The sequence below is a fragment of the Streptomyces sp. NBC_00454 genome, assembly GCF_041434015.1.
GTDB lineage: Bacteria > Actinomycetota > Actinomycetes > Streptomycetales > Streptomycetaceae > Streptomyces.
This window is the reverse complement of the sequence record NZ_CP107907.1, coordinates 4,753,946-4,772,580: the sequence shown is the minus strand read 5'-3', so window position 1 is coordinate 4,772,580 and position 18,635 is coordinate 4,753,946. Positions and strand designations below refer to the sequence as shown.

General features: G+C 73.6%; 14 protein-coding genes. 4 read left to right on the top strand and 10 right to left on the bottom strand.

The window, feature by feature from the left end:
• Positions 1 to 41 precede the first annotated feature (41 nt).
• Together OHU74_RS22245 and OHU74_RS22240 are read right to left on the bottom strand one after the other, a co-directional pair.
• On the bottom strand, positions 42 to 692 hold the full coding sequence (locus tag OHU74_RS22245; RefSeq protein ID WP_371617512.1) for a DUF3017 domain-containing protein: 651 nt from the start codon (positions 690 to 692) through the stop codon (positions 42 to 44).
• Positions 682 to 1,545, bottom strand: coding sequence for a bifunctional methylenetetrahydrofolate dehydrogenase/methenyltetrahydrofolate cyclohydrolase (locus OHU74_RS22240; RefSeq protein WP_371617511.1), 864 nt, complete (start codon positions 1,543 to 1,545; stop codon positions 682 to 684). Before OHU74_RS22240 ends, OHU74_RS22245 begins: the two co-directional genes overlap by 11 nt.
• Before the next feature lie 246 nt (positions 1,546 to 1,791).
• On the opposite strand from OHU74_RS22240, the gene OHU74_RS22235 reads away from it, so the two are divergent.
• Positions 1,792 to 2,430, top strand: coding sequence for a hypothetical protein (locus OHU74_RS22235; RefSeq protein WP_371617510.1), 639 nt, complete (start codon positions 1,792 to 1,794; stop codon positions 2,428 to 2,430).
• Between the two features lie 121 nt (positions 2,431 to 2,551).
• On the opposite strand, the gene purH is transcribed toward OHU74_RS22235, so the two are convergent.
• On the bottom strand, positions 2,552 to 4,141 hold the full coding sequence (purH, locus tag OHU74_RS22230) for a bifunctional phosphoribosylaminoimidazolecarboxamide formyltransferase/IMP cyclohydrolase (protein WP_371617509.1): 1,590 nt from the start codon (positions 4,139 to 4,141) through the stop codon (positions 2,552 to 2,554).
• A gap of 32 nt (positions 4,142 to 4,173) precedes the next feature.
• The gene (gene purN / locus OHU74_RS22225) at positions 4,174 to 4,797 is read right to left on the bottom strand and encodes a phosphoribosylglycinamide formyltransferase (RefSeq protein ID WP_371617508.1); all 624 of its coding nucleotides are present in this window, start codon (positions 4,795 to 4,797) and stop codon (positions 4,174 to 4,176) included.
• 257 nt (positions 4,798 to 5,054) lie between these two features.
• Between purN and OHU74_RS22220 the strand changes: the two genes are divergently transcribed.
• Complete coding sequence (locus OHU74_RS22220) at positions 5,055 to 5,693, top strand: hypothetical protein (RefSeq protein WP_371617507.1); 639 nt, start codon at positions 5,055 to 5,057, stop codon at positions 5,691 to 5,693.
• 17 nt (positions 5,694 to 5,710) lie between these two features.
• On the opposite strand, the gene OHU74_RS22215 is transcribed toward OHU74_RS22220, so the two are convergent.
• The gene (locus OHU74_RS22215) at positions 5,711 to 7,444 is read right to left on the bottom strand and encodes a DUF6350 family protein (RefSeq protein ID WP_371617506.1); all 1,734 of its coding nucleotides are present in this window, start codon (positions 7,442 to 7,444) and stop codon (positions 5,711 to 5,713) included.
• A gap of 119 nt (positions 7,445 to 7,563) precedes the next feature.
• Between OHU74_RS22215 and OHU74_RS22210 the strand changes: the two genes are divergently transcribed.
• Entirely contained in the window at positions 7,564 to 9,372 is a 1,809-nt protein-coding gene (locus tag OHU74_RS22210; protein WP_371617505.1) for a helix-turn-helix domain-containing protein, read from the top strand.
• 120 nt (positions 9,373 to 9,492) lie between these two features.
• On the opposite strand, the gene sucD is transcribed toward OHU74_RS22210, so the two are convergent.
• The 5 genes from sucD to OHU74_RS22185 form a co-directional block, all read right to left on the bottom strand.
• Positions 9,493 to 10,383 carry a succinate--CoA ligase subunit alpha gene (gene sucD / locus OHU74_RS22205; RefSeq protein WP_371617504.1) on the bottom strand — a complete coding sequence of 297 codons (891 nt, stop codon included), beginning with the start codon at positions 10,381 to 10,383 and terminating at the stop codon, positions 9,493 to 9,495.
• Positions 10,384 to 10,404: 21 nt separating this feature from the next.
• Positions 10,405 to 11,583: an ADP-forming succinate--CoA ligase subunit beta gene (gene sucC, locus OHU74_RS22200; protein WP_371617503.1), complete on the bottom strand. Its 1,179-nt coding sequence runs from the start codon at positions 11,581 to 11,583 to the stop codon at positions 10,405 to 10,407.
• A 264-nt stretch (positions 11,584 to 11,847) separates the two neighbouring features.
• Positions 11,848 to 13,008: a VWA domain-containing protein gene (locus OHU74_RS22195; protein WP_371617502.1), complete on the bottom strand. Its 1,161-nt coding sequence runs from the start codon at positions 13,006 to 13,008 to the stop codon at positions 11,848 to 11,850.
• A 386-nt stretch (positions 13,009 to 13,394) separates the two neighbouring features.
• Entirely contained in the window at positions 13,395 to 15,788 is a 2,394-nt protein-coding gene (locus tag OHU74_RS22190) for a DUF5682 family protein (protein WP_371617501.1), read from the bottom strand.
• Complete coding sequence (locus OHU74_RS22185; RefSeq protein ID WP_371617500.1) at positions 15,785 to 16,891, bottom strand: AAA family ATPase; 1,107 nt, start codon at positions 16,889 to 16,891, stop codon at positions 15,785 to 15,787. The genes OHU74_RS22190 and OHU74_RS22185 overlap by 4 nt, the downstream gene beginning before the upstream one ends.
• 134 nt (positions 16,892 to 17,025) lie before the next feature.
• Here OHU74_RS22185 and OHU74_RS22180 point away from each other — a divergent pair, with 134 nt between their 5' ends.
• Entirely contained in the window at positions 17,026 to 18,444 is a 1,419-nt protein-coding gene (locus tag OHU74_RS22180; RefSeq protein WP_371617499.1) for an SWIM zinc finger family protein, read from the top strand.
• Positions 18,445 to 18,635 lie beyond the last annotated feature (191 nt).

The following is an 18,635-nucleotide window of genomic DNA, read 5'->3' as shown; positions in this document are numbered from 1 at the left end:
GGCGGCGGCCGCCGGGGCGGGCGGAGTGGCGGGCAGGGTGGTCAGCGGACCGTGAAGCGGACCGCGCTCTCCAGGAAGGGGAGGTGCAGCCACGGCTTGGGCTCCATGACCAGCGCGAGCAGCACGATCGCCACGCCCAGCAGCCCGTACGTGACCATGTCCGTGAAGCGGGAGCGCACCGCGAGCATGCCCACGGAGGGCAGTATCCGGCGCAGCACCGAAGCCGCGATCAGCGCGATGCCGATCATCAGGCAGCCGAGGCGCGGGTGGCCCATGGCGGTGGCCAGCAGCCCGCCCGCCGTCGCGGCCAGGACCGCCAGCATCGGCCACTGGCGGGCCGGCGCCGGCGCGTCGCCGGGTGCGGCCCGGCCGCCGCCCTCGGGGCGGGCGGTGTCCCGGGTGACGGAGGGGAAGCGGCGGGAGCGCGCAGCGCCGGTGCCGGCGGCGGCACCGGCCTCGGCCTCTGCCTTCTCGGCCTTGGCTCCGGCTGCGGCCTTCAGGGCGGCTTCGGATGCGGCGGCGGATCGGGCTTCGGACCCCGCGGCGGATCCGGCGGCGGACCCTGTGGGCCCCGCGGCGGGTCCGGCCGGCTCCCCCGGTCCCGAGGGCGCCGCAGGCTTCGTAGAGCCCGCGGATCCCTCGGGATCCCCGGACCTCCCGGATCCCCCGGAGGACCGGCGCTCAGCCCGCACTGGGGACGATCCGCTCGGCGGCCTCGACCACGTTGACGAGGAGCTGGGCCCGGGTCATCGGGCCGACGCCGCCCGGGTTCGGGGAGATCCAGCCGGCCACGTCCGCGACGCCGGGGTGCACGTCCCCGACGATCTTGCCGTTCTCGTCGCGGCTGACGCCGACGTCGAGCACGGCCGCGCCGGGCTTCACGTCCTCCGGCTTGACCAGGTGCGGCACGCCGGCGGCCGCGACGATGATGTCGGCCTGGCGCAGCTGGGCGGCCAGGTCGCGGGTGCCGGTGTGGCACATCGTCACGGTGGCGTTCTCCGACCTGCGGGTCAGCAGCAGGCCCATGGAGCGGCCGACCGTGATGCCTCGGCCGAGGAGCACGACATGCGCGCCGTTGATCTCCACGCCGTGGTGGCGCAGCAGCTGGACGATCCCGTACGGGGTACAGGGCAGCGGGCCCGGCTCGTTCAGGACCAGCCTGCCGAGTGACATCGGGTGCAGTCCGTCGGCGTCCTTCGCCGGGTCCATCAGCTCCAGGACGCGGTTGGTGTCGATCCCCTTGGGGAGCGGGAGTTGGACGATGTAGCCCGTGCACTCCGGGTTGTCGTTCAGCTCGCGCACGACCGCCTCGATGTCCTCCTGGGAGGCCGTCGCGGGCAGTTCGCGCTGGATGGAGGCGATGCCGACCTCGGCGCAGTCCTTGTGCTTGCCGTTGACGTACCAGCGGCTGCCCGGGTCGTCGCCGACCAGCAGGGTGCCGAGGCCCGGGGTGATGCCCTGGGCCTTGAGCGCCGCCACGCGGGCGGTCAGTTCGGACTTGATCGCGGCTGCGGTGGCCTTGCCGTCGAGAATCTGGGCAGTCATGGCCCCATCCTCCCGGATGAGGTGGTCGCGGATCCAGTCGCATCCGCCCCGCGACCGGTCCGATTCGTTGCACTTGCACAACGAGTGGTCGGACGGGCGCGACGCGGCTGGACAAGTCCACCCCGTTCGCACGACGATGACCGGAAGATGTGCCGCGGGCAGTGCCGGGGGGCGGGCCGCACCACTTGCAGCGAATCCTCCTAGCGTGCCGTGCGTCCCCGCACTTCCACGGAGGAACACCCCAAGATGAGTTTCGGCGACCCGAACAACCCGTACGGGCAGCAGCAGCCCCAGGGCCAGCCCGGTTACGGCTACCCGCAGCAGGCACCCCAGGGCGTTCCGCCCCAGGGCTACGCCTACCCGCAGCAGGCGGGCTACCCGGGCCCCGCCGGCTACCCGGGTGCCGGCGTTCCGATGCCGGGCGGCGTCAAGGGCGCCCGCGTCGTCCTCTGGATCCTCGGCATCCTGGAGGCCCTGGGCGGCCTGCTCGTCGCGGTCGGCGGGGCGCTGTTCGCCTCGGCGTTCTCCAGCTCCTCCAGCTCCTCGGCGAGCGACGCGGGCACCGCCGCGGCCGGCGTGTTCGTCGTCCTCGGCATATTCATGGTCGGCCTCTCGCTGTGGCCGATCCTGACCGCCGCCAAGATGGCCAAGGGCCGCGGTGGCGTCCGGGTCTCCGGCATCATCTTCGGATCGATCCAGACCCTCTTCGCCGGTGGCGGCCTGCTCGTCAGCATCGTGACGCTCAGCAACCTGAACAGCTCCGGCGTCGCCCCCTTCATGTTCACGCTCGTCTTCCAGGGGATCTCGCTCGCCCTGGGCCTCTGGATCCTGATCGGCCTGTCCAACTCGGCCGCGGGCGTCTACTTCAAGCGCCCGCAGTACTAGGACCGCCGCCGCGGCCCGCACGAAGCCGCGTACCGGCCCCGTAATACGGCGAAGGCCGCGCACCGCATCGCTGCGGTGCGCGGCCTTCGCCGTATTACGGGGACTCGGTGGTGCCGGGGACTCAGTGGAAGAAGTGCCGGGTCCCGGTGAGGTACATCGTGACGCCCGCCGCCTTCGCGGCCTCGATGACCAGCTCGTCGCGCATCGAACCGCCCGGCTGGACCACGGCCTTGATGCCCGCGGCCGTCAGGATCTCCAGCCCGTCCGGGAAGGGGAAGAAGGCGTCGGACGCGGCGTACGAGCCCTGCGCGCGCTCGGCGCCCGCCCGCTCGACCGCGAGCTTCGCGGAGTCGACGCGGTTGACCTGGCCCATGCCGACGCCGACCGAGGCGCCGTCCTTGGCGAGCAGGATCGCGTTGGACTTGACGGCGCGGCAGGCCTTCCACGCGAAGGCGAGGTCCGCGAGCTCGTCGGCGGACAGGGCCTCACCGGTGGCGAGCGTCCAGTTCGCCGGGTCGTCGCCCTCGGCCTGGACGAGGTCGCTCTGCTGGAGCAGGACGCCGCCGGAGATGGGCTTGAGCTCGGCCGGCTGGTGCGGGGCGTCCGCCACCTTCAGGACGCGGATGTTCTTCTTCTTCGCCAGGACCTCGACGGCGCCCGGCTCGAAGTCGGGGGCGACGATGACCTCGGTGAAGATCTCCGCGACCTGCTCGGCGAGCTCGACGCTCACCGGACGGTTGACGGCGATGACCCCGCCGAAGGCCGAGACCGGGTCGCAGGCGTGCGCCTTGCGGTGGGCCTCGGCGACGTCCTTGCCCACCGCGATGCCGCACGGGTTGGCGTGCTTGATGATCGCGACGCAGGGCTCTTCGTGGTCGTAGGCGGCGCGGCGGGCCGCGTCGGTGTCCACGTAGTTGTTGTAGGACATCTCCTTGCCGTGCAGCTGCTCGGCATTGGCGAGCCCGCCGGGCCGGCCGTCCGTGTACAGGGCCGCGGCCTGGTGCGGGTTCTCGCCGTAGCGCAGGGTGGACTTGCGCTCCCACGCGCCGGCCAGGAACTCGGGCAGCGCGTCCGTTTCCTGGGGAGCCTCCGGGGCGTACGCGTTCGTGAACCAGGAGGCCACGGCGACGTCGTAGGCGGCGGTGTGCTGGAAGGCCTCGGCCGCGAGCCGCTTGCGGGCGGTGAGGTCGAAGCCGCCGCCCTGGGCGGCGGTGAGCACGTCGGCGTAGCGCGCCGGGCTGGTGACCACGGCCACCGAGGGGTGGTTCTTGGCGGCGGCGCGGACCATCGAGGGGCCGCCGATGTCGATCTGCTCCACGCACTCGTCCTCGGTCGCGCCCGACTGGACGGTCGCGAGGAAGGGGTAGAGGTTGACGACCACCAGGTCGAAGGGCTCGACGCCCAGCTCGGCCAGCTGGTTGCGGTGGTCCTCCAGGCGCAGGTCGGCGAGGATGCCGGCGTGCACGCGCGGGTGCAGGGTCTTGACCCGGCCGTCCAGGCACTCGGGGAAGCCGGTCAGCTCCTCGACCTTGGTGACGGGCACCCCGGCAGCGGCGATCTTCCCGGCGGTGGAGCCGGTCGAGACGAGCGCGACGCCCGCCTCGTGCAGGCCGCGGGCCAGCTCTTCCAGCCCCGTCTTGTCGTAGACGCTGATGAGGGCGCGCCGGATCGGGCGCTTCGAAGCGGTGAGGTCTGCGCTCTCTGCGGTCACGGTCTCTGCGGTCCCTGCGGCCTCTGCGGCGGTCACTGGATTGTTACCTTTCGTCCCTCGATGCTGTAGCCGTGCCGGGCCAGGCGCCCCACGACCTCGACGAGCAGCTCGCGCTCGACTTCCTTGATCCGCTCGTGGAGAGCGGCTTCGTCCTCCTGGTCCCGGATCTCGACCACACCCTGGGCGATGATCGGACCGGTGTCCACGCCGGTGTCCACGAAGTGGACCGTGCATCCGGTGACCTTCGCGCCGTAGGCGAGTGCGTCCCGTACGCCGTGGGCGCCCGGGAAGGCCGGGAGGAGGGCGGGGTGGGTGTTGATGAACCGGCCGCCGAAGCGGTCGATGAACTCCGTACCCACGATCTTCATGAACCCCGCCGAGACCACGAGGTCCGGCGCGTGCGCGTCGGTGGCCTCGGTCAGGGCGGCATCCCACTCCGCGCGGGTCGCGTACGCCTTGACCGGGCACACGAAGGTGGGGATCCCCGCCTTCTCGGCACGCTCCAGGCCGGCGATGTTCTCGCGGTCGGCTCCCACGGCGACGACTTCGGCACCGAAACCCTCGGATCCGCCGGGGTGGGCGTCGATGGCGTCGAGCAGGGCCTGGAGGTTGGTGCCGGAGCCGGAGACCAGCACCACCAGGCGGGAGACGGCCATGGGAGGCCCTTTCTCGGGCGGGGGCACCCCCGGCGTGAGCTGGGGGCACGTCGTTCGTCTTGTGCGGTCGTACGAAACTTCGGGTCGCCGAGATGGGCGGACCCTACGAAGCCACCGACCGCCTGCAACGATACCGGCACACCGGACGGCCCCCGAGGGACGGGGGCACGGGTGGGCGGTAGCGTCTGGCCTACAAGCCGCAAACAGGCCTCCGACGTCCCAGCGACGTCCATGACACAGGGGATGAAACACACCCGATGCCGGATCGCCGCCAGCCCGACCGCTCCACCGACGACAATCCCTTCGCGGCGCCCCCGGAAGGCCGGCCCGACCAGCCCTGGGAGCCGCGCAACGGTGGTGACGGCGGCCCCGGGCAGGGGCCGGGCGAGGCCCCCGGATCCGGACCGGCCCGCTGGGATCCCACGGACCCGATCCAGCGGCGGGCGCGGTACGCGCTGCTGGCCGGCATGTGGGGCTTCTTCTTCGTGGTCATGGACATCCCCTCGATGGGGCTGCTGCTCGGCGCCCTGGCCCTGCACTGGGGGATCAGCGCACTGCGGGGCACACCGGCGAAGCCCGCCGGGGAGGACGGAGCGGCCACCGCCACGGTGGCCGATGTGACCGGGGGGCCGAGCCGGGCCGTGGAGCCCGCCGCGGCCCAGGGCGGCCTGGCGGCCCTGGGGGCCGCCGCCCGGCCCCAGCGGACGGCGGCGGTGAGCGGCCTGGTCACCGCCTCGCTGGCGGTGCTGCTGGCCCTGTCCTCGTACGCCGTGCACCTCGCGTACAAGGACTTCTACGTCTGCACACAGGACGCCCTCACGAAGTCGGCGGAGATGCAGTGCAACGACCTGCTGCCGGACAACTTCATCGGAAAGATGATCAAGATCCCGGGATAGTCGGGTAGTCGGACCGGCTACCCGGGCTCCTGGCCGGAGTCCCGCCTCTCGGTGACCGGTGCGGCTTCCGTTTCGGGCCCCGGCTTGAGGCGGGTCAGCACCCGCGCGCCGGTCACGGCCGGGACGAGCGGGGCCGGGACGGCCGGAGCCGGAGTCAGGGGCGCCGCGACGGGCGGCGGGCCGGCGGGCATCGCCGGGATCCCGCTGGTCGCGGGGGTCCCCGGGGGCGGCGGGGTCGCCGGAGTCGCGCGGATCGGGATCGGAGTCAGGTCCAGTTTGAGCCCGGGCATGACCAGTACGGGCCGCTTCGGCGGTACCGGTACGGGCCCGGTCGCCGGCCCCGGCGCGGATCCGGCGCGGGGCTCTTCCTTGATGGGCTCCGGCGGGTGCGGCGGGTTCGGCGCGGAGGAGAAGTCCGGGATCAGGGTGCCCGCGGCCCGGCGCAGCGCCGCCCAGCGGATCTCCCGCACCCCGCTGTCGTGCCAGGCCTCCGAACCGTCGGGGGCCTCGGACATCCCCCTCGCGGGCCGGTTGCGCCAGGCGTGCACCGTCACGGCCACCGGGACCGCGAGCGCCAGGGCCCAGGCCAGGGCCGCGCCGCCCGCCTGCCACCAGACCGGCCCGAAGGCGGCCAGCTCCCGGGAGCCGAGCGGCCCGGCCGAGGCCGCGGCGAGCCCGGCCGTGGCCAGGGCGCACACCAGCGCGCCCAGGGCCGCGGTGAGCGCGGTCTCCCCGTACGAGACTTCGCGCGCCCGGCGCACCGCGAACCAGCCCACCGCCAGCCCGGCCACCACCGGCACCGCGGCGGCGGCCCAGGTCAGCGGCGTGCCGGGACCCTGCGCGGGCAGCGCGGCCAGCAGCGGGAAGCGGGGCAGCGCGGGCGAGCCGCCGAAGCCGAGCGGGGTCGCGGTGGCCGAGGCGCCCAGCGCGAAGCCGGGACCCAGGGCGTAGGCGGCGCCCCAGACCACGGCGTTCGGGATCAGGGTGAGGGCCAGCAGCAGGACGGCGAAGCGGCCCGACCAGAACCCGGTCAGCGCCACGAAGGACCCCTGCACCTCCGCCCCGTGCCAGGCCAGCGAGGCTGCGACCAGCAGCGCTCCGCCGCCGAGCAGGACCAGGACCCCGCCGGCCCCGGCCCGCAGCGCGAGCGCGTAGCGGGGGCGGGTGAACCGGCCGGTCAGCGGCCCGAGCGGTCTCCCCCGGGCCTCCCAGACCCCGCCGGCGGCGGCCAGTGCGGCCACCAGCGGGAGGTGCCAGGCCGCGCTGAGCGGGTCGGCGGGCATGGGCCCGGAGGCGGCGTACACGGTGGCCAGGGCGCCGACGCCGAGGTAGCCGCAGAGCACGGCGGAGAACACCACCGAGGCGGGCAGCAGCTCCGCGCCCCGCTCCTCCCCGGCGGCGCTGCCGAGCCGGGCGGCACGCCGGATGAGCAGCGCGGGCAGCGCGATGAGCAGCAGCGGGGTCACGCCGACGGGGGCGGGCACCCCGGAGAGGGTCTCGTAGCGGACCAGGTCGGTCCCGTGGGCGAGCAGCCAGAGGCCCGCGGCGAGGTGCAGGGCGCCGCCGGGGCCGCTGTCGGGGTAGGGGGAGCTGATCCACAGGACGATGACGAGCACGGCGAGGAAGCCGAGCCCGAGTCCTGCGGCGACGGCTCCGCCCACGACACACGCGGCGGCCGCCGGTGAACGGCGCCGGGCGGGGGCCCTTGGGGGCGTGGGCAACGAGGTCCCGCGTTCGGTCACTTGGGTCACCCGCTCATGGTGCCAACGACACGCGCTATGGGCGGGTAACAGGCGAATGCCCGTGGTGTCGCTCAATATACGTTTATGTACTTTTTCGCTCAGGGCGTCCGGGTCGCGGGGAGTGTGGCATGACACAAAGCGTCACGGAGCTGAGCCTCCCCACCCCGAAGGAACGCCGACGCCTGCGCGAAGCGGCCGAGCTGACGCACGAGGAGGTCGCGGCGGCGGTGGGGGTCACCGCCACCACGGTCCGCTCCTGGGAGACCGGCCGCACCCACCCGCGGGGCCGCAAGCGCGAGGCCTACGCGAAGCTCCTGACCCGCCTCGCCACGGTCACTGACCCTGCGTCGGACCAGGGGGAGCAGGCGGAGCAGGTGGACCAGGTCCACGCGGACCGGGCTTCGGCTGTGGCTGTGGCCCCGCCTGACGGAGCCTCGCCTGACGGGGCGGCCTCGCCTGACGGGGCCTCGCCTGACGGCGCCTCGGAGTCCGGTGGGGCCCCGGCAGCCGGTACGGAGCCGGCCGCCGCCGCCCCCGGCACGCCGACCCGGCCCGCCTGGGCCAACGGCACCGAGGTCGAGCCCGAGGCCGAGGTCGAAGCCGCTGCCGTGACCGGCGTGTCGGAGGAGTCCGGGGCGGTAACCGGAGCCTCGGAAACCGGCACGGACGAGGCGTCAGCCGCCAACTCCACCGAGGGCCACTTCGGGTTCCGCGCCCATGCCTTCGGGCGCCCCGTCGGCGCGCAGACCCGGCCCAAGGCCGCCGTCAAGCGCGCCGCGAAGCCCCCCGTCGGAGTGCCCCGGCACGAGGCCAAGGCCACGGTCAAGGCCGCGGTCGGCGGTGGCGGCGGCCTCGCCACGCTCCGGTCAGGAGGAACGGTTCCTCCGGGTCCGGGCACGGGAACGGGCACGGGTCCGGGCACGGGAATGAGCATCAACGGCACAGGCACAGGCACAGGCACCGGCACCGGCACCGGCACCGGCACCGGTCCGGGCAGCGACGGGCCGGGCGACGAGAACCGCGACACGAGTCCCCGTACCGCCGCCCCCGAGGACGCCGCCTCGGACGCCCCCGAAGGCGCTGCCGCCGACGACGGGGCGGACGAACGCCCGCCCCCGAAGGTCCCCACGCCGGAGTCCGCCTTCGACGCGCTCTACAACCGCACCGCCCCCGCCCTCACCCGCCAGGCCTACCTCCTCACCGGCCGCCGCGGCCTCGCCCGCGAGGCCGTGGAGCACGCCTTCCAGCAGGCGTGGGGCCGCTGGCCCGAGGTGGCCACCGACCCGGACCCGGTCGGATGGGTGCGCGCGGCGGCGTACGAGTACGCGCTCTCGCCCTGGCACCAGTTCCGGCGGGCCCACAAGCATCCCGACAAGCCCCCGGCGGACCCCGGCGACCGCATCCTCATGGACGCGATGCTCGCGCTGCCGCCCGCCCACCGCCGGACCGTGCTGCTCTACGACGGAGTCGGGCTGGACCTCCCCGACACCGCCGCCGAGACCGAGGCCTCCACACCGACCGCGGGCAGCCGCCTCGTCAACGCCCACGACGAGCTCGCCGACCGGCTCCCCGAGCTGGCCGACGTGGCGCCCGGGAAGCAGTCCGCACTGCTGCGCGAGCGGCTCGGCGGGATGAGGCCGGCCGTCGCGCTGGAGCCGCGCTCGGCGGCCGTCGTACGGGCGGCCGGCGAGGGCCGGAACCGGCGGTGGACCCGCGCGATCCTCGGGCTGACGGCGGTGATCGCCGCCGCGACGGCGTACACGGCGGTGACCGCGCCGACCGAGTACGTGCCGGAGCGCGCCCCCGGCGCGAACGTGTCGGGCGTGCCCCCGCACGCCGGCCCGCAGCAGCTCTCGGACGAGGGTCGCCAGCTCCACGAGAAGCTGCTGAACGACCCGGCGGCCGGCCCGGCGAGGGTCTCGCCGAAGCCCGAGTAGAACGGGACCGACCGGGACCGGACGGGACGAGAACGGGCGTGGCCCGCACCCCTTCACAGGGTGCGGGCCACGCCCGTCACTACGTACAACTGCTACAGCGGCTGTCCCTGGGGCTGCGAATTACTTCGCGGCGTTGAGGATCTCGCGCGCCAGCTTGGCCGTCTCGGTCGGCGTCTTGCCGACCTTCACGCCCGCGGCCTCGAGGGCCTCCTTCTTGGCCTGTGCGGTGCCAGAAGAACCGGAGACGATGGCACCGGCGTGGCCCATGGTCTTGCCCTCGGGGGCGGTGAAGCCCGCGACGTAGCCGACGACCGGCTTGGTGACGTTCTTCGCGATGAAGTCCGCCGCACGCTCCTCGGCGTCGCCGCCGATCTCGCCGATCATGACGATCAGGTCGGTGTCGGGGTCCGCCTCGAACGCCGCGAGGGCGTCGATGTGCGTGGTGCCGATGACCGGGTCGCCACCGATGCCGACGGCGGAGGAGAAGCCGATGTCACGGAGTTCGTACATCATCTGGTAGGTCAGCGTGCCCGACTTGGACACGAGACCGATGCGGCCGGGCTTGGTGATGTCGCCCGGGATGATGCCGGCGTTGGACTGGCCGGGGGTGATCAGACCCGGGCAGTTCGGGCCGATGATCCGCGTCTTGTTGCCCTTGGCGCTCGCGTACGCCCAGAAGGCGGCGGAGTCGTGCACCGCGATGCCCTCGGTGATGACGACGGCCAGCGGGATCTCGGCGTCGATCGCCTCGACCACGGCGGCCTTGGCGAAGGCCGGCGGGACGAAGAGGACGGAGACGTTGGCGCCCGTCTTCTCCATCGCCTCGGCGACGGAACCGAAGACCGGGATCTCCGTGCCGTCGAAGTCGACGGTGGTGCCGGCCTTGCGCGGGTTCACGCCACCGACGATGTCGGTGCCGTCAGCCAGCATCAGCTTGGTGTGCTTCATGCCCGTGGCACCGGTCATGCCCTGGACGATGACCTTGCTGTCCTTGTTGAGGAAGATAGCCATGTGAGTCTGTGACCTCTGCCCTTACTTCGCAGCCGCGAGCTCGGCGGCCTTGTCGGCCGCGCCGTCCATGGTGTCCACGCGCTGCACCAGCGGGTGGTTGGCGTCCGAGAGGATCTTGCGACCCAGCTCGGCGTTGTTGCCGTCGAGACGGACGACCAGCGGCTTGGTGACCGCCTCGCCCTTGTCCTCGAGCAGCTGCAGCGCCTGGACGATGCCGTTGGCGACCTCGTCACACGCGGTGATGCCACCGAAGACGTTGACGAAGACGGACTTGACGTCCGGGTCGCCGAGGATGATCTCGAGACCGTTGGCCATGACGGCGGCGGAAGCGCCACCGCCGATGTCCAGGAAGTTGGCGGGCTTGACGCCGCCGTGGTTCTCGCCGGCGTACGCGACGACGTCGAGGGTGCTCATGACGAGACCCGCGCCGTTGCCGATGATGCCGACCTCGCCGTCGAGCTTCACGTAGTTGAGGTTCTTCGCCTTGGCGGCGGCCTCGAGCGGGTTCGCGGCCGCGTGGTCCACGAACTCCTCGTGGCCCGGCTGGCGGAACTCGGCGTTCTCGTCGAGCGAGACCTTGCCGTCGAGCGCGATGACGTCGCCGTTGGCGACCTTCGCGAGCGGGTTGACCTCGACGAGGAGCGCGTCCTCGGCGATGAAGGTCGCCCACAGGGTCACGAGGACCTCGGCGACCTTCTCGGCAACCTCGGCCGGGAACTGCGCCAGCGCGACGATCTCGCGGGCCTTCTCGATGGTCACGCCCTCGTTGGCGTTCACCGGGACCTTGGCGAGCTTCTCCGGGGTCTCCTCGGCGACCTGCTCGATGTCCATGCCACCCGCGACCGAGGCCATGGCCAGGAAGGTGCGGTTGGTACGGTCCAGCAGGTACGAGACGTAGTACTCCTCGAGGATCTCGGGAGCCGTCTCGGCGATCATCACCTTGTGGACCGTGTGGCCCTTGATGTCCATCCCGAGGATGTCCGTCGCACGAGCGACGGCCTCGTCGGGGGTGGCGGCGAGCTTGACGCCACCGGCCTTGCCGCGGCCGCCGACCTTCACCTGTGCCTTGACGACCGACTTGCCACCCATGCGCTCGGTGGCCTCGCGGGCTGCCTCAGGCGTGTCGATGACTTCACCGGCCAGCACCGGTACACCGTGCTTGGCGAAGAGGTCCCTCGCCTGGTACTCGAACAGGTCCACGCGCGTCCGTCCCTTGTCTTCAAAGATTCGCAGTGATTCGCGGTTATCTGCTATCTGCGTGGGCGTGCCGCGGAGGGCAACGTGACGGCGCTGTCACAAGGAAGGCGCACACGGTGACCGTGGACGCGGCATGTCCGTCCCGCAGGTTATCCCCGTGGGACGTAGGTCCCTAAATCGCAGATCACACCTGAGCGGTGATACCTGTCACAGATCGCCTCACGGTTGAACTGCATCTTCGTGCGATCTGCCGATGTACGGGCGCGATCAGGACCCTCCGACCGGCCCGGGCAGGGGCCGCTTCTCCAGGGCCGCGGCCATCACGTCCGGGAACAGGTCGGGGGTGCAGGCGAAGGCCGGGGCGCCCAGTTCGGCGAGGGCGGCGGCGTGTTCGCGGTCGTAGGCGGGGGCACCCTCGTCGGACAGCGCGAGCAGGGTCACGAACTCCACCCCCGCGCCCTTCATCGCCGCGACCCGCTTGAGCATTTCGTTGCGTATGCCGCCCTCGTAAAGATCACTGATGAGGACGACGACCGTGTCGGCGGGCCGGGTGATCTTGGACTGGCAGTAGGCGAGCGCGCGGTTGATGTCGGTGCCGCCGCCGAGCTGGGTGCCGAAGAGCACGTCGACGGGATCGTCCAGCTGGTCGGTCAGATCCACGACGGCCGTGTCGAAGACGACGAGCCGGGTCGAGATCGAACGCATCGAAGCCAGCACCGCCCCGAAGACGGAGGCGTAGACGACCGAGGCCGCCATCGAACCCGACTGGTCGATGCAGAGGATGACCTCCTTCTTCACCGACTGCGAGGCACGGCCGTAGCCGATCAGCCGCTCGGGGACCACGGTGCGGTACTCGGGAAGGTAGTTCTTCAGATTCGCCCGGATGGTCCGGTCCCAGTCGATGTCCGCGTGCCGGGGGCGGCTGATCCGGGCCGACCAGTCGAGGGCGCCGGTCAGCGTGGCCCGGGTCCGGGCCGCGAGCCTCTTCTCCAACTGCTCGACCACCTTGCGGACCACGGCGCGGGCCGTCTCCCTGGTCGTCTCGGGCATCGCCTTGTTGAGGGAGAGCAGGGTGCCGACGAGGTGGACGTCCGGCTCCACGGCCTCCAGCATCTCGGGCTCCAGCAGCAGCGCGGACAGCCCCAGCCGCTGGATGGCGTCCCGCTGCATCACCTGCACCACGGAGGCGGGGAAGTACGTCCGGATGTCCCCGAGCCACCGGGCCACCTTCGGCGCGGACCCCCCGAGCCCGGCCGACCGCTCCCCCGCGGCCTTGCGCCCCCCACCATCCCCGCCACCGCCGTACAGCGCCCCCAGCACGGAGTCCATCCCGGCATCCGCCCCGCTCAGCGCACACCCGGTCCCATCGGCCTCCCCGCCAAGCACCATCCGCCACCGCCGCAACCGCTCGTCGCCAACGCCCGCCATCTGTCATCCCCTGCTCTCGTAGTCAGCACATCAACCCCACCGGCGCTCGAGGCACGGGCCCCGGGGCGAAGCCCCACCCCCAGGCCCGGGCAGCGCCCCACCTTCAGCCCGTCCGGCGTTTGAGCACCGGGTCCGGGCAGAGCCCCACCTTCAGCCCGTCCGGCGCTTGAGCACCGGGTCCGGGGCGGAGCCCCGCTTTCAGCCCGTCCGGCGTTTGAGGACCGGGCCCGGGCGGAGCCCGGGGAACGGTGGAAGGGCGGGTAGGGGACACGCCCCGCGCAGCGGCACCCCCGCAGCCCCAGCCCTGGCCCTGGCCCTGGCCCTGGCCCTGGCCCTGGCATCGGCATCGGCACCGGCACCGGCACCGGCACCGGCACCGGCACCGATCAGCCCGGCGCCCCCGCCAAGAGCAAGCGGTGGACCAGGTCCACCACCGCGTCCGCCCGGACCGGGTCCAGCTCCGGCCCGAAGCCGGCCGGCGCCGAGCCGGATCCGGATCCGGACGCCACGGAACGCACCCCGCCCGGCCCCCGCCGCACCAGCTCGCCCAGGGTCCGTTTCACACCCGGCTCGTACGCCCCGAACGTCCGCCGCAGCAGCGGCAGTACATCCACGAACGCCCGCTCCGGCACGGATGTCAGCCACGCGTCGATCAGACCGAGCAGCCGGTCGTCGTGGACCAGCAGCGTGCCGCCGCCCGAGCCGCCGCCCGCGAATCCCTCGATCCAGCCCGCCGCGTCGGCCGGCGCGGACGCCGGGGACAGCGAGAGCCCCATCAGCCGGGCCGTCTCCTGCGGCGGCAGCCGTCCGTCGTCGAGCAGCAGCCGCGCGGCCCGGCCGCGTATCAGCCCGGGGACGGTGTCCCGCCCGGCCAGGGCCCGCAGCACCGCCGACCACCGCTCCCGCAGCCCATCGGCCCCGTCGCCGTCGCCGTCACCGTCACCACCCAGCAGCCCGATCGCCCCGTGTACGGAGTCCACGTGCCCCCGCAGCTCCGCCGCCGCGTCGGCGTCCAGCCCGGCCGCGCAGGCGGGCGGCAACGCCACGCAGATCCGCTCGGCGAGCCCGGCCGCGACCGTGCCCAGCGCCGCCGCGTCGGTGCCGCGCACGTCCCCGTACCGCAGTGAACGGGCCAGCGCGGGCAGCGCCTTGGCCAGCCCCGCCACATCGGTGTCCAGCGCGGCGAGGTCGGCGAGGGCCCGCAGCACGGCGGGCAGTGCCTGCGAGAGCCCCGCCAGCAGGCACCGCTCGGCCAGGGCGGTGACCTCGCCCAGCTCCCGGGCGCCCTCCGCATCGGCCTCGGCCCTGGCGGTGGCCGCCCCGAGGACGGTGGTCCCCCATATGCCCGCTTCGGCGATCCGCACCGCGAGCTCCGGTTCCCAGCGGAGCCGCCAGGTCTCCCGGAAGGTGCCGGTGCTCCCCCGCGAGGCCGCCGGGACGCCCCAGTCGATGCCGAGCAGCCGCAGCCGGTGCAGCAGCAGGGACTTGGCCGCGTCGGAGTCCTTGCGCAGATCCAGCTCCAGGTCCCGCTCCTGCGCCTCGGCCTTGAGGCGCAGCGAGCGCTGCTGGCGGGTCAGGTCCCGCTGGAGCGGTACGGCGGGAGCCGCGTCGGGGACCTCTCCGAGCACGTCCCCCACGACGAGCCGGTCCTCGATCAGCGCGAGCGGTATGTCGGAGCCGTCGCACATGACCGCCCGGACCGCTTCCAGGGTCTCCGTCAGCCCCGCCACCGGCCGGCCCCGCATCGCGGCGAGGGTGTCGGCGAGCCGGACCGCCTCGATGACGTGCGCCGGGGAGACCTGCCGGTCCTCGGCGCGCAGCAGGTCGGCGACCTTGGTCAGCCACCGCTCGACGGGCCGGTCCCGGGCCGCGAAGAGGTGTGCGTACCAGCCGGGCGAGGTGATGCCCGCCCCGTACCCGCCCGCCCGTGCGAGGCGCCGGTGGGTCCAGGGGACCCAGGTGGTCTCCACCTTGACCTTGGGCATTCCGGTGAGCAGTGCCTTGTCGGCGGCCGCGGTGGTCTTCGCCCGCAGGGCCGGCACGTGCCAGGCTCCGCAGACCACGGCGTACTCGTCCCCGAACTCGCGGCGCGCTGCCCGCATCCGCTGGCGCATGTGGGCCTCGCGCACCAGGTCCCGGTGGTGGCCGCCGGCCCCGTACTCCTCGCGCAGGACGCCCATGGCCTCGCCCAGCGCTTCGAACACGGCCAGCGGGTCCGCGCCGCCGGACGCGCCCCGGTGCTCGACCACGTCCTCCCACCAGCGCTCGGGGTCGTCGTACCCGGCGGTTTCGGCGAGTACGGCCAGGGGGCACCACCCAGCGGTAGCTGGGGGAGGGTCCAGCCGTACGACGTGCCCGGAGGGTCCGGGCGCCTGCCCGTCCTCCCCCGAGTCCTCCCCCGCGCCCTCCTCCGCATCTCCCCCGAGGTCGGCCTCCCCGGCCAGGGCCAGGGAATGGGCGGCGGGCAGGTCGATGAACCGGACCGGTACGTCCCGCGCCTGGGCCCACCGGATGGCGGCCCACTCCGGGGAGAAGCCGGCCAGCGGCCAGAACGCGGCCCGCCCGGGGTCGTCGGCCGCGTGTGCGAGCAGGGCCACGGGCGGCCGCATCCCGGGGTCGGCGGCGAGCGGCAGCAGGGCGTCTCCCTCGGGCGGTCCCTCGATCAGCACCGCCGAGGGCTGCGCCGCGTCGAGCGCGGCCCGTACGGCGCGGGCCGAGCCGGGCCCGTGGTGCCGTACGCCCAGCAGGAGCGGCCCGCGCTGCGCGGTCCGCGGGCTCATACCGTCACCTCCCGGCAGGCGCGGTAGAAGTCCTTCCAGCCCTCGCGCTCGCGCACCACGGCCTCCAGGTACTCCTGCCAGACGACCCGGTCGGCGGCCGGGTCCCGCACGACGGCCCCGAGGATCCCGGCGGCCACGTCGGAGGGGCGCAGGACGCCGTCCCCGAAGTGGGCGGCCAGGGCGAGACCGCCGGTGACCACCGATATGGCCTCGGCGGTGGACAGGGTGCCGCTGGGCGACTTCACCTTCGTCCGTCCGTCGTCGGTGATGCCGCCGCGCAGCTCGCGGAAGACGGTGACGACCCGGCGGATCTCCTCGAGGCCCTCCGGCGCGGCGGGCAGGTCGAGGGCGCGGCCCATCTGGTCCACGCGGCGGGCGACGATGTCGACCTCGGCGTCGGCGGTGGCGGGCAGCGGCAGGACCACGGTGTTGAAGCGGCGGCGCAGTGCGCTGGAGAGCTCGTTGACCCCGCGGTCCCGGTCGTTGGCGGTGGCGATGAGGTTGAAGCCGCGCACGGCCTGCACCTCCTGGCCGAGCTCCGGTATGGGGAGGGTCTTCTCGGACAGGACGGTGATGAGGGTGTCCTGGACGTCGGCGGGGATGCGGGTGAGCTCCTCGACGCGGGCGGTCATTCCGTCGGCCATGGCCCGCATGACGGGGCTGGGTACGAGGGCTTCGCGGCTGGGCCCGTGGGCGAGCAGGCGGGCGTAGTTCCAGCCGTACCGGATGGCCTCCTCCGGGGTGCCGGCGGTGCCCTGGACGAGCAGGGTGGAGTCTCCGCTGACGGCTGCGGCGAGGTGCTCGGACACCCAGGTCTTAGCGGTGCCGGGGACTCCGAGGAGCAGCAGGGCGCGGTCGGTGGCCAGGGTGGTGACGGCGACCTCGACGATCCGGCGCGGGCCGACGTACTTGGGCGTGATGACGGTGCCGTCTTCGAGCGTGCCGCCGAGCAGGTACGTGGCCACGGCCCACGGGGAGAGCTTCCAGCGCGCCGGGCGGGTCCGGTCGTCGGCGTCCGCCAGGGCTTTCAGTTCGTGCGCGAAGGCGTCTTCGGCATGCGGTCGCAGTGCCTCGGCGGTGGTCTCGTTCTCGGTCGCGGTCATGGTCCCCCTCCAATGCTCGGCAGCCATGTCCGACTGCTGACTCCACGATGCACCCGACCACTGACAACGCCCCCTGGACCCTGCGTTGTTGCAGGTCAGAGCGATTGTCAGTGGGGGTCTCTACGGTGGAACACATGACTGAGCAGGGGGTCCGCTGGACAGCGGAACAGGTACTGGCTCTGGCTCCTGACGACGCATCACGCAAGGCGGGGGCCAGACTCGGCGGGGCGGGGCCGTGGTCACAGACCGGAGGTTCCGCTTCCGGTGCGGTGTGGGGTTTGTGCAAGGGCAGCGGCAGCAAGCCGTACCGGACGGTCGTCGACCTGTCGGGCCCGGCGTACAAGTGCTCCTGCCCGAGCCGGAAGTTCCCCTGCAAGCACGCGCTGGGACTGCTGCTGCTGTGGGCCACGGAGGGGCTCGCAGACGCGGCGGGGGCGCCGGCAGGGGACGGGACACCCGACGGGGCACCGGCTCCGGACTGGGCCGGCGAGTGGCTGGCGGAGCGGGCGGCGAAGGCCGCGCGGACCGCCGCCGACCGCTCCGCCCAGGCCGGGCCGGCGGACGCGGAGGCCGCCCGGAAGCGGGCCGAGCGGCGGGCGGCCCGGATCGGGGCGGGGGTCGCCGAGCTGGAGCAGCGGCTCGCGGACCTGGTCCGCGGCGGCCTGGCCGGACAGGAGCGGGCCGGGTACGCCGCCTGGGAGGAGACCGCCGCCAGGATGGTCGACGCCCAGGCGCCGGGACTGGCGGCCCGGGTCCGGGAGTTGGGGACGATACCCAGTTGCGGCGCCGGATGGCCCGCCCGGATGCTGGAGGAGGCCGCGCTGCTGCACCTGCTGGACCGGGCGTGGCTGGGGATATCCGCATTGCCGGAACCACTGGCCTCGACGGTCCGCGGCCGGGTGGGACTGCCATCCGGGGCGGGGGGCGAGGTCGTTCGGGACCGCTGGCTCGTACTGGCCCAGTACGACACGGCGTCGCCCGACGGCCGCCTCACCACCCGCCGGATATGGCTGCGCGGGCTGGCGAGCGGGCGGCCGGCCCTGGTCCTGGACTTCGGCCCGCCCGGGCGACCACCCGGGCTGGCCCTGCCCGTCGGGCTGGTGCTGGATGCGGAAGCCCGCTTCCGGCCCGGCTCGGCGGGACTCCGGGCGGACCTCACCGAACGGTTCGCGGCGGCCGAGCCGTGCGGGGCGGCGCCGACGGGCGTGAGCACCGGCGCGGCACTGGAGGCGTACGGCGCGGCACTGCGCGAGGACCCCTGGCTGGAGTCCTGGCCGGTGGTGCTCGGCCCGGTGGTGCCGATACCGGGAGGACGGCAGGGGGACCAACCGGGCGAAGCAGCCTGGCAATTGGCGGACGTGGAAGGGACGTCCGCCCTGCCCGTGCCCCTGACCGGGGCCGGGAGCCGGCCCCGCGCGGGGCTGTGGCAACTGGCCGCGCTGTCGGGAGGCGGGCCGGTGACGGTGTTCGGCGAGTGCGGACACCGCGGTTTCACCCCGCTGACGGTCTGGCAGCCGGACTCCTCGGAGCCGGTGGTGCTGACTTCGGCCTGAGCGGGGCGCAGGGGGAAGGAAGCGGCGGCGCATCAGCGCCGACGTGCAGGAACGACTGAGCCGGGGGGCTTTTGTGGACGACAACCACGCCAGTTGAGACCGCAGTCGTGGCGATGACCACGGGGGAATTCGAGCTGCTCCGATCCCGCGGAGGGGGCGGGACCGGAGCACGCCACGCGCACGAGGGAGGG

What these genes read in the sequence shown, in the direction of transcription:
- OHU74_RS22240 (WP_371617511.1), bottom strand. Translation starts at nt 1,545, where the DNA reads ATGACTGCCCAGATTCTCGACGGCAAGGCCACCGCAGCCGCGATCAAG.
- OHU74_RS22235 (WP_371617510.1), top strand. Translation starts at nt 1,792, where the DNA reads ATGAGTTTCGGCGACCCGAACAACCCGTACGGGCAGCAGCAGCCCCAG.
- purN (WP_371617508.1), bottom strand. Translation starts at nt 4,797, where the DNA reads ATGGCCGTCTCCCGCCTGGTGGTGCTGGTCTCCGGCTCCGGCACCAAC.
- OHU74_RS22220 (WP_371617507.1), top strand. Translation starts at nt 5,055, where the DNA reads ATGCCGGATCGCCGCCAGCCCGACCGCTCCACCGACGACAATCCCTTC.
- OHU74_RS22210 (WP_371617505.1), top strand. Translation starts at nt 7,564, where the DNA reads ATGACACAAAGCGTCACGGAGCTGAGCCTCCCCACCCCGAAGGAACGC.
- sucD (WP_371617504.1), bottom strand. Translation starts at nt 10,383, where the DNA reads ATGGCTATCTTCCTCAACAAGGACAGCAAGGTCATCGTCCAGGGCATG.
- OHU74_RS22195 (WP_371617502.1), bottom strand. Translation starts at nt 13,008, where the DNA reads ATGGCGGGCGTTGGCGACGAGCGGTTGCGGCGGTGGCGGATGGTGCTT.
- OHU74_RS22190 (WP_371617501.1), bottom strand. Translation starts at nt 15,788, where the DNA reads ATGAGCCCGCGGACCGCGCAGCGCGGGCCGCTCCTGCTGGGCGTACGG.
- OHU74_RS22185 (WP_371617500.1), bottom strand. Translation starts at nt 16,891, where the DNA reads ATGACCGCGACCGAGAACGAGACCACCGCCGAGGCACTGCGACCGCAT.
- OHU74_RS22180 (WP_371617499.1), top strand. Translation starts at nt 17,026, where the DNA reads ATGACTGAGCAGGGGGTCCGCTGGACAGCGGAACAGGTACTGGCTCTG.